This is a genomic window from Colwellia sp. SU-HH01217 (assembly GCF_057543495.1).
In genome coordinates, this window is the sequence record NZ_BAAJLX010000016.1 from 75,443 (window position 1) to 91,404 (window position 15,962).

Consider the following 15,962-nt stretch of genomic DNA (forward strand, 5'->3'; position numbering starts at 1 on the left):
CACGTGTTTTTAACGATAATTATCATGATTTTTGCTATAATCGCGCGCCAGTTTTGTTAATTAAACTGTTTTAATATTAATCGCTCAGGAAACTCGATGCTTACTGCTCAAGAAACACAATTATTTGATTACCCTAAATATTGGGCCGAATGCTATGGTAATGCACCATTTTTACCTATGTCTAGAAAGGAAATGGATGTTTTAGGATGGGACAGTTGTGACATTATTATTGTGACTGGCGATGCTTATGTTGATCATCCTAGCTTCGGTATGGCAGTAATTGGTAGAATGTTAGAATCTCAAGGTTTTCGGGTTGGCATTATTGCTCAGCCTGATTGGCACTCTAAAGACGCCTTTATGGAACTTGGTAAACCAAATTTATTTTTTGGTGTGACCGCTGGCAACATGGATTCGATGATCAACCGTTATACCGCAGAACGAAGAATGCGCCATGATGATGCTTACACTCCCAATGATGAAGGTGGCAAACGACCCGATCGTGCCGTAACAGCTTATACACAGCGTTGCAAAGAAGCATTTAAAGGGGTTCCAGTTTTAATTGGCGGTATAGAAGCAAGTCTTCGACGAATTGCACATTATGATTATTGGTCTGATAAAGTGCGACAGTCTGTGTTATTCGATTCTAAAGCAGATTTATTAATTTATGGTAATGCAGAACGCCCTTTAATTGAAATTGCACATCGTATTGCTAACGGTGAAGGTGTTAAGTCGATTACCGATGTTCGTGGTAGTGCTTTTTTAGCTCAACAAGCCTTACCGGGTTGGAAAGGTATTGACTCGAGAGATATTGACCGACCAGGAAAAATAGATCCAATCATCAGTCCATACCAAGAAATCGATGAAACTGCCTGTGAAACAGCTCAAGAGGCATCGACTCAAGAAGAACAAATTGCACAAGATGTAACCAAAACCGCGCAAGTTATTCAAATTGGTGATTCGCCACTAACTTACCAAAGAAATAAGTCTTGGTCTGAAAAAACTAAGCCTTGGGAAACCACTTATATTAATTTGCCGACTTTCGAGCAAGTAAAAAATAATAAAGTACTTTATGCGCATGCTTCACGTATTTTTCATCAAGAAGTTAACCCAACGTCAGCCAAACCTCTTGTACAAAGTCATGGTAACCGCATTATTTGGTTAAACCCACCTGCAAAACCATTATCGCAAGATGAAATGGATGGTGTATTTGGATTGCCTTACCAACGTGTTCCCCACCCTAGTTATGGAAAAGCTAAAATTCCTGCTTACGATATGATTAAAACCTCAGTTAATATTATGCGAGGTTGTTTTGGAGGCTGTACTTTTTGTTCTATTACTGAGCACGAAGGTCGTATTATACAAAGTCGTTCTCAAGAGTCTATTATTAAAGAAATTGAAGACATAAGAGATAAAGTTCCAGGTTTTACTGGCGTTATCTCAGACTTAGGCGGTCCAACCGCCAATATGTATCAATTGCGCTGTAAAAGTGAAAAAGCAGAAGCTACCTGCCGTAAACCCTCTTGCGTTTGGCCAACCATATGTGGCCATTTAGATACAGATCATACTCCAACCATTGAGCTATACCGAAAAGCTCGAAAAGTTAAAGGCATTAAGAAAGTATTGATAGCCTCTGGCGTTCGATATGATTTAGCAATACAAGATCCTGAATATGTTAAAGAATTAGCAAGCCATCATGTTGGAGGTTATTTAAAAATTGCCCCTGAGCATACCGAAGAAGGTCCATTAAATAATATGATGAAACCTGGTATGGGCAGTTATGACAAGTTTAAAGAAATGTTTGATCACTACTCGGCATTAGCAGGTAAAAAGCAATATTTAATCCCCTACTTTATTTCTGCTCACCCGGGGACTACTGATAGAGACATGGTAAATCTGGCGTTATGGTTAAAGTCTAATGACTTTAAACTTGATCAAGTGCAAAACTTTTATCCTTCGCCATTAGCTAACGCGACAACGCTTTATCATACTGAGTTAAATTCTCTAAGAAATATTACCAGTAAAAACTTAGCGAAAGAAATCGGAAAGGTTGCTGTTCCCAAAGGAACAATTCAACGCCGATTGCACAAAGCGATATTACGTTATCATGATCCTCATAATTGGCCAATTATTCGCGAAGCATTAACCAAAATGGGCTTAAGTAAATTAATTGGTTCAGCCCCTAATTGTTTAGTTCCTAGAGAGACCCGTGGTGAAAAAGAGGCCCAGCATTACAAAAAAAATGGTAAAGGAAAAAATAATGCTCAGGGCAATAAAACTAGCCCTGGACAACAGCGCAAGCCCACAGGTAAAAAACCTTGGCAACGCAATGAAAAAAGTAAGTCTACAGCGCCTCATAAAAAAGGATTAACGCGCTTTAGTGATAATCAATTTAGTGACCGCAAGCCTAAAAAGGCTAACGGCAATAGTAAAAATAAATAGGACACGACCTTGTTAGCAGCAAATAATATTACCCAACAATTTGGCGCTAAGCCACTTTTTGAAAACATCTCTCACAAATTTGGTGGCGGAAACCGTTATGGTTTAATTGGCGCCAATGGCTGTGGTAAATCTACTTTAATGAAAATTTTAGGGGGCGATTTAGATCAAACATCAGGCAACGTTAGCCTTGATACAGGTGAGCGTTTAGGTAAATTACGCCAAGATCAATTTGCTTTTGAAGAATATTCAGTAATTGATACTGTCATCATGGGACACACAGAACTTTGGGCAATTAAAGAAGAGCGTGATCGTATTTATGCTTTGCCTGAAATGAGCGAAGAAGACGGTATGAAAGTTGGTGATTTAGAATCTGAATACGCCGAAATGGATGGTTACAGTGCAGAATCTCGTGCTGGTGAGCTTTTAATGGGCGTTGGAATTCCTGTTGAACAACATTATGGCCTAATGAGTGAGATTGCACCGGGTTATAAGTTACGTATATTACTTGCCCAAGCATTATTTTCTGATCCAGATATTCTGTTACTCGATGAACCAACCAACAACTTAGATATTCATACTATTCAGTGGCTTGAAGAAACCCTAAATGCACGTGAATCAACTATGATTATAATCTCTCATGATAGACACTTCTTGAACAGTGTTTGTACCCACATGGCTGATTTAGATTACGGCGAATTACGTGTGTATCCCGGTAACTATGATGAATACATGTTAGCCGCTACTCAAGCACGTGCACGTTTGCTTGCAGACAATGCGAAGAAAAAAGCACAAATAGGTGAACTACAAGCCTTTGTTGCACGTTTTTCTGCTAATGCATCAAAAGCCAAACAAGCAACTAGTCGTGCTAAGCGAATGGATAAAATTCAACTTGAGGAAGTTAAAGCGTCAAGTCGTACAAACCCCTTTATTCGCTTTAATCAAGAGAAAAAACTTTTCCGTAATGCGCTAGTTGTTGATAAGTTAACTAAAAACTTCGACGATGCCAATATACTAAAAAACATATCTTTATTAGCAGAAGTGGGAGAAAGAATCGCAATCATCGGTGAAAATGGTATCGGTAAAACAACCTTTTTGCGTACATTAATGAATGAAGTCGGCTATGAACCAACCTCTGGTGAGTTCAATTGGTCTGAAAACGTTAACATTGGTTATTACGCCCAAGATCATGAATATGAGTTTGAAAACGACATGGACTTATTTGAGTGGATGAGTCAATGGCGTCAACCAACCGATGACGAACAAGCTGTTCGTGGGTATTTAGGCCGTTTATTGTTTTCTGCTGACGATATTAAAAAATCAGTAAAAATACTCTCCGGTGGTGAAAAGGGAAGAATGCTATTCGGTAAACTTATGATGCAACAACCGAATATATTAGTAATGGATGAACCCACTAACCACATGGATATGGAATCTATCGAATCATTAAACATGGCGTTAGAACAATATGAAGGTACTTTGTTTTTTGTTAGCCATGACCGCGAATTTGTCTCAAGTATTGCGACCCGTGTTATTGAATTAACAAAAGATGGTTTTGTTGATTTCGCTGGCACTTATGATGAGTACCTTGCGAGTCAATCATAATAACCGCTAAGTTATCTGCGATTTATACAGCCATTAAATCGCAGATAACTATTTGATTGACAAAAATTCTCCCTCCCAATTATAAGGATGTTCCTTTGCTTAGTTATCGCCACGCCTTTCATGCTGGAAATTTTGCCGACGTGTTAAAACACAGTGTTTTAACACTTGTCCTTGATTACATGAAACGTAAAGAAAAAGGCTTTCTTTACGTTGACAGTCACTCGGGTGCAGGCATGTATCAACTCAGTGATGAGTATGCACAAAAAACAGGCGAGTACAAAAACGGCATCGCTAAATTGATTGATAGCCATAATACCAATAATGATACCCCTGAAGCCCTTATCGAATATGTTGAGTTAATCAAAATCCTAAATTTAGGTCAAACGCTAAATGTTTATCCTGGATCACCTGGAATTGCTAAAGCATTTGTTCGCCGCCAAGATAGCAGTCATTTATTTGAGTTGCATCCAACAGACATTGAACATTTAACGGATTTTTGCGACCGTTGGAAAAAGTGTTTTATCAAACAATCGGATGGTTACCAAGGTGTACTCGGTTTATTGCCTCCACCAAGCCGTCGGGGCGTAGTACTTATTGACCCACCCTATGAGCTCAAAGAAGATTATCAAAAGGCAGTTAAAACAATAATTAAAGGCTACAAAAAATTTGCTACAGGAACATACATTCTTTGGTACCCTGTCGTAAAGCGAGATTTAGTTACGCAAATGGAGGATTTATTTACCACCAGTGAGGTAAAAAACTTATTACAAGTAGAGTTTTGTTTAGAGAAAGATACAGATGAATATGGCATGACAGGCACTGGATTATTTATTATTAATCCACCATGGCAGCTAAATCAGCAGCTGGCCGAAGTATTACCTTATTTAAAAAGCAAATTGGGCAACCAAGACTCAAGTTATTGTTTAACTCAATTAATTGCTGAATAATCAAGCTTCTCAAAATTACTATAATGAGTGTATTATAAGATCTAATGATGTTTTATGATTGATTTTTATTTAACATAATAAAAAATTTTATCTGAATTATTCGAACAGTATTTTAAGATATTTTGCAATGTAACCGACCTTTTTATGTAGTGAATTATTTAACAAAGTTAGAATTACAATAGTTCCTAGCACAAATGGTAACTTTAATATGAGTAAAGCCCAGCAGCTAAATCCGTTAATAGAGAAAAGAATTAATATGGATCTGTTAGACAGATCCCTTGTCGGTATTTTTATATATTCGATTTTGTTACCTGTTGTATTTTATTTTTATCACTTCTATGAACAACAACCTCAGTTAAGTTGGTTGTTTACTATTTTAATGGCTGGTATTAGCGTACTTAGATTAATCCATAAAATTATAACTCCTGTGTTGTATCAATACTCAGCCAAAACCTGGTTAATACTATTTTCTTTTTTATCACTTTCACAAGCGTGTATTTTGGGTATAGTGTTTCTACTGAGTATCTCAGACCCTCGATTTACTCCAATAAGTAATATCGTATTTTTTGCGTTAGGCGGAGTAGCAGGCGGAGCAATAACGGCATTATTACCTAGGTTTTGGTTAGCAATTACCAACCTTTCTTTTTTACTAATTCCTGCTGCCTTTATTGCGATTACGACAGAAGGTAATACAGGGTATGCGGTTTTAGTTTCTATTTATTTTTGCTATTTATTTTCCCTGACCTTTCGAAGTAACAGAGAGTATATAAGAGCATTTGATATAGAGTGCCAGTTAGAGGCACAACAAGAAGAACTACTACAGCTCAATAAAATCGATCCTCTTACCCATATATTTAATCGTGGGCACTTTAATACTGCATATGAGCACCAATGGAATATTGGTATAAGAAACCAACATCAACAATCATTATTACTAATTGATATCGATAAATTTAAAGATATAAACGATAATTATGGCCACCTTTTTGGTGATGAATGCCTAGTCTTTATTGCTAAACTCATTCATGATACAGCAAAAAGAAAAACCGACATTATAGCTCGCTTTGGTGGAGAAGAGTTTACTGTGCTATTGAGTGATACACCTTTAGATGAGGCCGTTACCATAGCAGAGAACATTAGAAAGAAGATTGCCAACCAGCCCTTTATCATGAATGATACTCAACTAACACTGACAGTGAGTATAGGGGTGGCGAGCATGGTACCGAAACACAGTGTTAATTCAAATCAGCTAATTGAAAATGCTGATAAAAAATTATATTTAGCAAAAGATAATGGGCGCAACCAAGTGCAAAGTTAACGAAACTCTCTTTCTTTTGCGTATAACCCTTTAGTTTGCCATTTCTTTGTATTCCATCGGTGCATACTTGCCATTCCCCTAATGACTTCATCTAGGCTCATAGCTACCCACACTCCTACTAATCCCCAAGCGAGTTGTAAGCCAAAATACCAAGAAAGCGGCACTGCAATACACCACATACTCATAAACCCGATAATAGAAGTGTAGCGAGCGTCACCACATGCTCGTAATGATGCACCAACAATTAAATTAAAAGAGCGCCCTAGTTCACCTAAAATACCAATAAACAACAACGTACTGCCTAGCACCCATATTTCTTTATTTTCAGTAAAAAAACTATAAAAGTAGGCAGAAAAACTGACAAGTACTGCCATAAAAATAGCAACGCCTACCACACCAACTTTAATCCCTTTTACTAATTCGGTTTGAGCATCATCATATCGATTGGCTCCAATAAGAAAAGCCACTTTAATTTGCACACCTGCACTGATTGCAAAACCGTATAAGATGCCAATAAATAACAAATTAAAACTATAAATGCGAGTGGCTAGCGATAATGTTCCCATAGAGACTACTATTGCCGTAATCAGTAATTGACTTAATTGCCACGACATAGGTTCAACAACCGAGGGGATTGCAATTTTTAAGATTGGCCGACTAACCTCTTTTAAACTCTGTTGCTTTTTTGGGAAGGCTATTTTAATTTTAAAGTGCCATAAAATTACCGCGAAACTAAACAATAAACTTATTGACCAGGCCAGCACCGACGCAATCGCTATACCTTGGACTCCTAATGCTGGTGCACCGAATTTTCCATCAATAAGAATATAATTAAACAATATGTTCACCGCAGACATTATCGCTGTAGAAAACATATTCCAGTTAGTTTTTCCATGAGAAGACAATATCGCTGTTGCGGCAAATCTCAATGCTAAGACCCAAGTAAACATACCTAGAGTTGATAAATACACCGTTGCAAAAGAAGATAAATCGTCATTAAGCTCCAAAAGAGTTGAAAAGTAATCAGCTCCAACAACAAACACCATAGCCATACAAAGACCAGACAATAAAAGCAATACAATAAGCACGCCATATGTGCTCGCTACTTTATGATTATCTTTAGCCCCCAACTGTTGAGTAGCTATGCTACCACCCGCTTGTTGAAGTGTACTATACAAAGCAAAACCTACGCCTAGAATGGGTAACATGGCTCCTACCGCTGCGGCTGCATTATCTGAAATTCGACTTAAAAACCATGCATCTGCCACATTAATCATAAAGACAAAAAACAAATCGACAAAAATTGGCCATGTTAGGCTAATTAAGCTGCGATCAGCAATACTAGGTTGTTCTTTTTGCAATGAAAAACTCCGGGGTGTTTGCTAATACCAATCTCATTAACTATATGATCATTTCTACTAGTTAAAATACCCAAATTACTGCGTTATTTAATAATTAGAACAACTAATTACTAAAATAAATGTTATGTATTTGGTCATTTTTCCGGTGTATAAAGTAGATCACCTATTAATGAAGTTGTATAAGAGTAAGCGAGGTATTGTTTATGTTTCGGCATGTTATCACCTATATTCGTAGCAAACAAAAATAATCAAACATGTAGTACAATAATGCCTTGATAAGCTTTATTAACTGACAAAAAAAAGCCGTAAGGTATCAGAAATACATTACGGCTTGTCTTAAAGTGTTGCTGTTTAGCTATATCATCTTACAAAAATGAGAGTAACTCTTCATCTAACTGCATTAATGTTTTAGGATCTGCCATCATAGTTTTAGCTAACGATTTTGTTCTTGGTAACATGCGTTCGAAATAAAACTCTGCTGTTTTAATTTTCGCACGATAAAAATCACGATTTTCTACTTCACCAGCTAATTTTTCATAAGAAGCTTGTGCCATTTGAGCCCAGAAGTAGCCCATCATGATGTAGCCTGAATACATTAAATAATCTACAGAAGCAGAACCAACTATATCACGATTATTTTTTGCTTTAAGTGCTAAGCGCAATGAATACTGCTGCCAATTTGCTACATTTTTACTTAATGCCCATATAAATTTATTCATTTGACGTTTATGAGGGTTACTTGAGATCATACTTTTATCTTTACAAAAAAATAGAATTTCTTTAGTGAAATTTTTCAGTGACTTGCCACGAGTTAATAAAATCTTACGACCTAATAAATCAAGTGCTTGAATACCTGTAGTACCTTCATACAAAGTCGAAATTCGCACATCTCTGACAATTTGCTCCATACCCCATTCTTTAATATAACCATGGCCACCAAAGATCTGCATGCCATGACTCGCACTTTCGCAACCCATTTCAGTTAAAAAAGCCTTTAATATAGGAGTAATGAAACCTAATCGGTCATCAGCGGCTGCACGTGCTTCTTCTGTTTTTGCCATTTCAATATCATCGACAATTTTCGCCGTGTAATAAATCATGGCGCGACCACCTTCTGAGATAGCTTTTTGTGTCATCAGCATTTTACGTACATCTGGATGAACAACAATTGGATCAGCAACTTTATCTGGGTGCTTTTTACCTGTTAAAGAACGCATTGATAAACGCTCTTTGGCATATAACAACGAATTTTGGTAAGCGAGTTCAGAAGCACAAATTCCCTGTAATGCCGTGCCTACTCGAGCTGTATTCATAAAGGTGAACATACATTCTAAGCCTTTATTTTCTGGACCTATCAACACACCTTTTGCATTATCAAAATTCAAAACAGCAGTAGCAGATGCTTTGATTCCCATTTTATCTTCAATAGAACCACAAACTACGTTATTGTTTTCGCCTAAATTTCCTTGCTGATCAACTTGAATTTTTGGCACGATAAACAGTGAAATTCCACGTGTTCCAGCTGGAGCATTAGGCAAACGAGCTAATACTATATGTATAATATTTTCAGTAAGATCATGTTCACCTGCTGAAATAAAGATTTTTGTACCGGTAATATCGTAAGTGCCATCATCATTAGGTACAGCTTTGGTTTTTACTTGTCCTAAATCGGTACCACACTGAGGCTCAGTTAAACACATTGTACCTGTCCAAGTCCCTTCCGTTAAACGAGTGAGGTATAACTCTTTTTGTTCATCACTACCATGGGTTTGCACTGTATTCATAGCACCATGACTTAATCCTGGATACATTGCCCAAGACCAGTTTGCTGTGCCCATCATTTCAGACTTAACCATGCCTAATGACGGAGGTAGCCCTTGACCACCATGATCAACAGGATGAGACAAACTTTGCCATCCTCCTGCAACATATTGGTTATACGCGTCTTTAAACCCTTTAGGTGTGGTTACTTTGCCATTGTCGAAGGTACAACCTTCTTTATCGCCAGTTTGGTTTAACGGTAGGAGTTCATTTTCACAAAATTTCGCACACTCTTGAAAAATAGCATCAACTAAATCAGGTGTTGCATCAGCAAACTCAGGATGTTTTTCATAATGAGGGTAATATCCGAAAACATCTTCAAATAAAAATTTAATATCCGCTATGGGTGCTTTATAACTAAGCATTGCTGAACTCCTAATAAAGTATGTGTTGTAAGTCAACTAACCTAGAGTATAACAAACAAAACCACTGGTCCAACCACTATTTTTAGTTTTTTTATCAAAATCAATTTAACGCATTGTTTATTAACAATATAATAAGAAAGCAAAGTCATTTTTAAATATTATTTATATCGTAAGATGACTTAAAATCGACTATAAACGCAGAGTAATTCATCAATTTAAAGTGATAATGCTCGTTTAATTTCCATTTGTTCTCAAAGCTCAGTCAAGCTCTGAGTGGAAACAAGCTTAATGAATTTGGTATTACTTTATATATGTTCTAGACTAATAAGGTAGCCATATTTTTTTAATTGAGGATGTACTTATGAGTGAAATTTGGCAAAGTCATGCAACTAACATAGTTAACATGATGAACTCTCACAACGAAACTCAAGCTCATCTTTATCTTGAACAATTAATGTTATTTCCTGTCGATATACAAGACAAAATTATTGAAGAAGTCAGTCATTTGCCTCAATGTAACAGTGAGGCTGTAGCTAGTATTATCGGGCATTATGCTATGGTTGAAATTAAGTAGCTAAGTAACCTGAACTCGGTTTAAGAGATGGTTAACAGTTTGAAAAATAGATAAATAATTATTTTACTCCACTCTAGCTCGATAGTTTTTCTTAATTCAAGGCAAATTTCGCGTCAATAGCTGGCCTATTGCAAGAAATTTAACGAAGAAGTAAGGAAAAATAGCTGCTAGAGAAATATTTGTAAGCCGAGCTCTGGTTAAGTAAATAGTTCAGATTGGGTAGCTCAACATAGAATAGATTTAATTAGTGGCGCTCTACACTTATGTAGTCGTATCACTAATTAAATCATTTTGTTTAACTAGAAAGTTGCTGAGTTCTCAATAAGGCGATATCATCGCGAATTGCCGCCGCTTGTTCAAACTCTAAGTTTTGCGCGTGTTGATACATTGTTTTTTCTAACTCTATTACCTTAGCATCAATTTCACTGGTACTTAAAACCGTATAATCCGCTTTATCTTGTGCCACTTTATTTAATGTTAGCGAATCTTCTGAGGCGCCGACATCCATAACATCAGTAATTTTACTGTGAACACTTTGTGGGGTGATATTATTATCAATATTAAATTGATGCTGCTTGGCACGTCGGCGTTCAGTTTCATCAATCGCCTTGCGCATAGATCCCGTTACTCGAGCAGCATATAAAATAGCTCGCCCGTTTAAGTTACGTGCGGCACGACCTATTGTTTGAATCAACGAGCGTTCAGATCGTAAAAAGCCTTCTTTGTCGGCATCTAAAATTGCCACCAATGACACTTCGGGCATATCAAGTCCTTCTCTTAATAAGTTGATGCCAACAATGACATCAAATTTTCCTAATCGAAAATCTCGTATAATCTCAACCCGTTCAACTGTATCAACATCAGAATGCAGGTAGCGCGTTTTTATGCCATGCTCGTCTAAATAATCGGTTAAGTCTTCTGCCATACGTTTAGTTAACGTAGTAGCAATAACTCGTTCATTTAATGGTAAGCGCTTTTGTATCTCTGATAATAAATCATCAACTTGTGTTTCAACATCTCTAACTTCAATGATGGGGTCTAGCAGTCCCGTTGGACGAACAACCTGCTCTGCTATATCTTCACCTGATTTCTCTAGCTCGTATTTACTCGGCGTTGCTGACACGTAAATTGTTTGCGGAGCTAAAGCTTCAAATTCCTCAAATTTCATTGGCCGATTATCTAATGCTGAAGGTAAGCGAAAGCCATATTCAACTAAGTTTTCTTTTCTTGCTCGATCGCCTTTATACATCGCACCTATTTGCGGGACAGTGACATGAGACTCGTCAAGGATGAGTAAGCCATCATCCGGCAGATAATCAAAAAGTGTTGGAGGTGAGTCCCCTTGGTTTCTCCCTGATAAGTAACGTGAATAGTTTTCAATTCCTGAGCAATAGCCTAATTCTGCCATCATCTCGATATCAAATTGTGTACGCTGACTTATCCGTTGTTCTTCAACCAATTTATTATTATCTTTTAATTGTTGAGAGCGATCTTTTAATTCAATTTTTATAGATTCAATTGCCGCAATTATTTTTTCTCTAGGTGTCGCATAATGCGTTTTAGGATATACAGTTACTCTTGCTAATGTTCGTTCAACAGAGCCCGTTAAGGGATCAAACTGGCTGATGCGTTCAATTTCTTCATCAAAAAGCTCTACTCGTAAGGCAAATTTGTCTGATTCTGCAGGAAAAATATCTATTACATCGCCTCTAACTCGGTAAGTAGCTCGAGCAAAAGCGGCATCATTTCGGGTGTACTGTAGCTCAGCTAAACGTCTTAATATATCTCGCTGGTTAATGATATCGCCTTGGCGCAAGTGCAACATCATTTTTAAATAAGAGTCGGGATCGCCTAAGCCATAAATTGCAGAAACAGAGGCGATAATAATTACATCTCTGCGCTCTAATAAGGCTTTAGTTGCTGATAAACGCATTTGTTCTATGTGTTCATTAACCGATGCATCTTTTTCAATAAATGTATCGGTTGTTGGTACGTAAGCCTCGGGTTGATAATAATCATAATAGGAGACAAAATATTCTACAGCGTTGTTAGGAAAAAACTCTTTCATTTCTCCGTATAACTGAGCAGCTAAGGTTTTATTAGGCGCCATGATCATTGTCGGTCGATTAAGCTTGGCAATGACGTTGGCGACTGTAAATGTTTTGCCTGAGCCAGTAACACCCAATAAAGTTTGGTGAGCTAAACCGTCTTCGATACCTTCTAATAGCTGCTTTATTGCTGACGGTTGATCGCCATTGGGCGTATAATCTGATTTCAACTCCATGACTTTCATATTTATTTCGCCTCTGCTTCGATCACTTCGTGTTTAAACTGCTTGATAAAATAGTTATAAGAAATTATCGCCATCACCACATTTCCTAAAAGTGCTCCAACAAATAATCCCTCTAAATCATAAAATATACTGCCAATATAGGCTAAGGGCACATAACAAATAAATAGACGTACAATACTTAATATTAATGCAATCATAGGTTTATGAAGAGCATTGAATGAAGAGTTCGTTAATATAATGACACCTTGTAACCCATAACCTAAAGGTAGAATCCACATAAATAATATAATAATGTCTGCAACCGCTTGATCACTTGAAAAAGCAGTGGCGATCCATGGTGCAATAAGGATTAATACCGCAAAAATAATCACTTGCCAAATAAGCACAAACTTAATTGACGTTTTATAAGCCTCTTCTACTCTTTGCATATTGCCTGCACCGAAGTTCTGGCTAATAAACGGAGGTAAACTCATTGACATAGCTAGGACAACTAAACAAGCAATAGACTCTATTCTAGAGCCAACACCAAATGCAGCAACGGCAGGCTCGCCATAATTAGCAACAATCGCGGTCATTACCGCAGCCGCTATAGGGGTGAGCATGTTCGCGCCAGCAGCAGGTAAACCAATATGAAGAATATTTTTACAAGCAGTAATCATGTCGGTTAAAGGAATTAATTTAGTATGAATTAATTGCCGTTTGGCAATAAGGATATTTAAAACAAAACCTAATCCGAAAATCCAAGAAACAAAAGTAGCAATAGCTGCTCCTTGAATGCCCATTTCAGGGATTGGCCCGAAACCAAAAATAAAAATAGGATCGAGTATAGCGTTAACCAAACCAGCACTGCCCATTATAATACTCGGCATTTTAGTATCACCTGAGGCACGAAGTACTGCATTCCCTATCATAGGACCAATTAAGCATACGCTGCCTAAATACCATATATCCATGTAATCATGAATAAGGGGCAATAGTTCTTCACTTGCCCCTAATAATAAAAATATCTCATCAATATAGATATATCCTAAAAAAGAAATAATACCAACGATGATAGCTGCTAAATAAAGTGCTGCCGTAGCTGAATTTTTGGCGAGTTCATGCTCTCCCCTTCCTAATAATTTAGCAATTACAGCCGAGGTACCTATACCAAGTCCTATTGTTAAACTTAAAACGGTAAAGGTAATTGGAAAAGTAAAACTTATCGCAGCTAGAGGCTGCGTACCTAATAGACTGACAAAAAATGTATCAACTAAATTGAATGTCATTAAGAGTATCATTCCATAAATTACTGGAATGGTCATCTGCTTTAAAGTAGAAGAAACAGGAGCTATAAGAAGATATTGTTGATTGTTTGTCTGAGTTTTTGTCATTACTGTATTTTTGGAATAGTCGATTTAAATCGCATTATTATATGCAGGGAAAGTATTGTAAGAGATCATGCCTACCGTCGCTATGTAAATATTAAATTATCGATAATTTAACTTAAAAAGGTTGTTTTTGTTAATTTTTTAATTGATACGTCCATAAAAAAGTAAACTGTATAAAATAAACATTCACAGAGCTTTACTGTAAAATTGTTACTTGTTGAAAAATCACACTAATTGAGACAAATAACAACAACTTAATTATAACTACTTGTTTTATAAGGATATAGGTGAATTAGTCTTTTTTGCGTTATCAGTCTTAATCCCTTGTTTTACGTAGAAGTAACGCTTTATTACATTTTAACTCACAGTGTTATCCACAGGTTTAGTGGATAAGTTAATTTTAATGTGAGTAACAGAGTTGAAATTGCAGAAAATGTTAACCAGGTGCAAATATCCATCAAATTTAGACTATATTCCCACCTTGGTGATGAGTATTTAAGCAAACAAACAAATTATTAGTTTTTTTCTAACTTTTCTGTTGACAGTTTCCCTAAGCACCTTTAATATTCCGCCCCGTTAGCCAAGACGCTAACTAAGCGTTAACCAGCTGCTTGGTATATAGCAGATGATAAGTTTTATTCCCATCAGCTCAATTGATAGAGCCTTGGGAGATTAGGTACTGTTAATCCGTGTAGCCTAATCAAATGATAAGTTTTTATTCCCCAATAGCTCAGTTGGTAGAGCGACGGACTGTTAATCCGTGTGTCACTGGTTCAAGCCCAGTTTGGGGAGCCACATTTTAATAATGGCTTTATTGCGGTTATTATAAAGTTAATTTGCAATTTAAAAGCATTTTAACTGATTCCCCCCCATTAGCTCAATAGAGCCTTGGGAGATTAGGTACTGTTAATCCGTGTAGCCTAATCAAATGACAATTTTTATTCCCCAATAGCTCAGTTGGTAGAGCGACGGACTGTTAATCCGTGTGTCACTGGTTCAAGCCCAGTTTGGGGAGCCACATTTAAAAACCTGCTTTTTAGCAGGTTTTTTTTCGTCTTTAATTAATGTCTCCTCTTTTCCATATTACCAGCCAGCTTTCTACATGAGCTAATGATAACGCTGAAAGTAATATTGGTTTAACAGGTTAAACTGAACCTCAGACAATGTTTTCTTACTAAAACCTAAATACACTCCACCAGTAACTACTTCTAACGGATGTTGCTTTAAGGATTGAAATTTTTTTAAGTTTACTTGTTGAAAGTTTTTAAAGTTCGTTTCTTCAAAAAAGCCTGCCACCCGCCCTTTTAAAACTAAATCAATTCTTGGTTGATAGTTATCAATTTCAATAAACTTATTAGCAAATTCTTTATCCTGTTGATATAAAGCTTCAAACTCATTCCCTAGGTATGTGCCTTTTCGTTTTGCAAATAAATAAGGTAATTGGCTTATCGTTTTTAACTCAGTGATTTGTTCGTTCACACTTTCATGAGTCATCAATGTGAACTTTTCGTCGCGAACTGGGCCAATAAAGTAAATACTACTATCGCGATCTGGTAATTTGGATAATTGAGACATAGCATCAATTTTGCCGTCTTTTAATAACTTTAAACCTTCGTCAAACGTAATCTTGATAAATTCAACTTTACAATCAAGCTTGTTCGAAAGCTTGGTAAATAAATCGATGTCGCTGCCAACCCATTGAGAGAATGAGTTTTGATAAGAATATGGTGGCATATCTCTAATACCGACTTTTATTTCACACGCACTCACCTTGAACGCATATGGAGATAGTAATAGAGCAATTAAGCATAACCATTTAATGTTCATACATTCATTATAGAGTGCTAAAACTAATAAAGCCGCTATATTAGC

The 15,962-nt window shown here is 36.8% G+C and carries 10 protein-coding genes and 2 tRNA genes; 7 read left to right on the forward strand and 5 right to left on the reverse strand.

The window, feature by feature from the left end:
• Positions 1-96 precede the first annotated feature (96 nt).
• The 4 genes from AC27G3_RS16195 (at position 97) to AC27G3_RS16210 (ending at position 6,306) form a co-directional block, all read left to right on the forward strand.
• The gene (locus AC27G3_RS16195; RefSeq protein WP_487123343.1) at positions 97-2,439 is read left to right on the forward strand and encodes a YgiQ family radical SAM protein; all 2,343 of its coding nucleotides are present in this window, start codon (positions 97-99) and stop codon (positions 2,437-2,439) included.
• Positions 2,440-2,448: 9 nt separating this feature from the next.
• A complete protein-coding gene (locus tag AC27G3_RS16200; RefSeq protein WP_487123345.1) occupies positions 2,449-4,041 on the forward strand; it encodes an ABC-F family ATPase in 1,593 nt (530 codons plus the stop codon).
• 95 nt (positions 4,042-4,136) lie between these two features.
• A complete protein-coding gene (locus tag AC27G3_RS16205; RefSeq protein WP_487123347.1) occupies positions 4,137-4,988 on the forward strand; it encodes a 23S rRNA (adenine(2030)-N(6))-methyltransferase RlmJ in 852 nt (283 codons plus the stop codon).
• Positions 4,989-5,196: 208 nt separating this feature from the next.
• Complete coding sequence (locus AC27G3_RS16210) at positions 5,197-6,306, forward strand: GGDEF domain-containing protein (RefSeq protein ID WP_487123349.1); 1,110 nt, start codon at positions 5,197-5,199, stop codon at positions 6,304-6,306.
• Here AC27G3_RS16210 and AC27G3_RS16215 read toward each other — a convergent pair.
• Both AC27G3_RS16215 and AC27G3_RS16220 read right to left on the reverse strand, forming a co-directional pair.
• Complete coding sequence (locus AC27G3_RS16215) at positions 6,303-7,667, reverse strand: MATE family efflux transporter (protein ID WP_487123351.1); 1,365 nt, start codon at positions 7,665-7,667, stop codon at positions 6,303-6,305. The two genes, AC27G3_RS16210 and AC27G3_RS16215, sit on opposite strands and share 4 nt — an antisense overlap.
• Before the next feature lie 365 nt (positions 7,668-8,032).
• Positions 8,033-9,853: an acyl-CoA dehydrogenase C-terminal domain-containing protein gene (locus AC27G3_RS16220; RefSeq protein WP_487123353.1), complete on the reverse strand. Its 1,821-nt coding sequence runs from the start codon at positions 9,851-9,853 to the stop codon at positions 8,033-8,035.
• Between the two features lie 361 nt (positions 9,854-10,214).
• Here AC27G3_RS16220 and AC27G3_RS16225 point away from each other — a divergent pair, with 361 nt between their 5' ends.
• The gene (locus tag AC27G3_RS16225; protein ID WP_487123355.1) at positions 10,215-10,427 is read left to right on the forward strand and encodes a hypothetical protein; all 213 of its coding nucleotides are present in this window, start codon (positions 10,215-10,217) and stop codon (positions 10,425-10,427) included.
• 295 nt (positions 10,428-10,722) lie between these two features.
• Here AC27G3_RS16225 and uvrB read toward each other — a convergent pair whose 3' ends face one another.
• Together uvrB and AC27G3_RS16235 are read right to left on the reverse strand one after the other, a co-directional pair.
• Positions 10,723-12,720: an excinuclease ABC subunit UvrB gene (gene uvrB, locus AC27G3_RS16230; protein WP_487123356.1), complete on the reverse strand. Its 1,998-nt coding sequence runs from the start codon at positions 12,718-12,720 to the stop codon at positions 10,723-10,725.
• A 2-nt stretch (positions 12,721-12,722) separates the two neighbouring features.
• Positions 12,723-14,093 (reverse strand): MATE family efflux transporter, encoded by a 1,371-nt coding sequence (locus tag AC27G3_RS16235; RefSeq protein ID WP_487123358.1) that lies wholly within the window; start codon positions 14,091-14,093, stop codon positions 12,723-12,725.
• A gap of 716 nt (positions 14,094-14,809) precedes the next feature.
• Here AC27G3_RS16235 and AC27G3_RS16240 point away from each other — a divergent pair.
• Together AC27G3_RS16240 and AC27G3_RS16245 are read left to right on the forward strand one after the other, a co-directional pair.
• Positions 14,810-14,885 (forward strand) — tRNA-Asn (locus AC27G3_RS16240).
• A 147-nt stretch (positions 14,886-15,032) separates the two neighbouring features.
• Positions 15,033-15,108: transfer RNA gene (locus AC27G3_RS16245), tRNA-Asn, on the forward strand.
• 89 nt (positions 15,109-15,197) lie between these two features.
• Here AC27G3_RS16245 and AC27G3_RS16250 read toward each other — a convergent pair.
• Positions 15,198-15,962 (reverse strand): substrate-binding periplasmic protein (locus tag AC27G3_RS16250; protein WP_487123360.1); only part of this gene is annotated, 765 nt, incomplete at its 5' end.

What these genes read in the sequence shown, in the direction of transcription:
- AC27G3_RS16195 (WP_487123343.1), top strand. Translation starts at nt 97, where the DNA reads ATGCTTACTGCTCAAGAAACACAATTATTTGATTACCCTAAATATTGG.
- AC27G3_RS16210 (WP_487123349.1), top strand. Translation starts at nt 5,197, where the DNA reads ATGAGTAAAGCCCAGCAGCTAAATCCGTTAATAGAGAAAAGAATTAAT.
- AC27G3_RS16220 (WP_487123353.1), bottom strand. Translation starts at nt 9,853, where the DNA reads ATGCTTAGTTATAAAGCACCCATAGCGGATATTAAATTTTTATTTGAA.
- AC27G3_RS16225 (WP_487123355.1), top strand. Translation starts at nt 10,215, where the DNA reads ATGAGTGAAATTTGGCAAAGTCATGCAACTAACATAGTTAACATGATG.
- uvrB (WP_487123356.1), bottom strand. Translation starts at nt 12,720, where the DNA reads ATGAAAGTCATGGAGTTGAAATCAGATTATACGCCCAATGGCGATCAA.
- AC27G3_RS16235 (WP_487123358.1), bottom strand. Translation starts at nt 14,093, where the DNA reads ATGACAAAAACTCAGACAAACAATCAACAATATCTTCTTATAGCTCCT.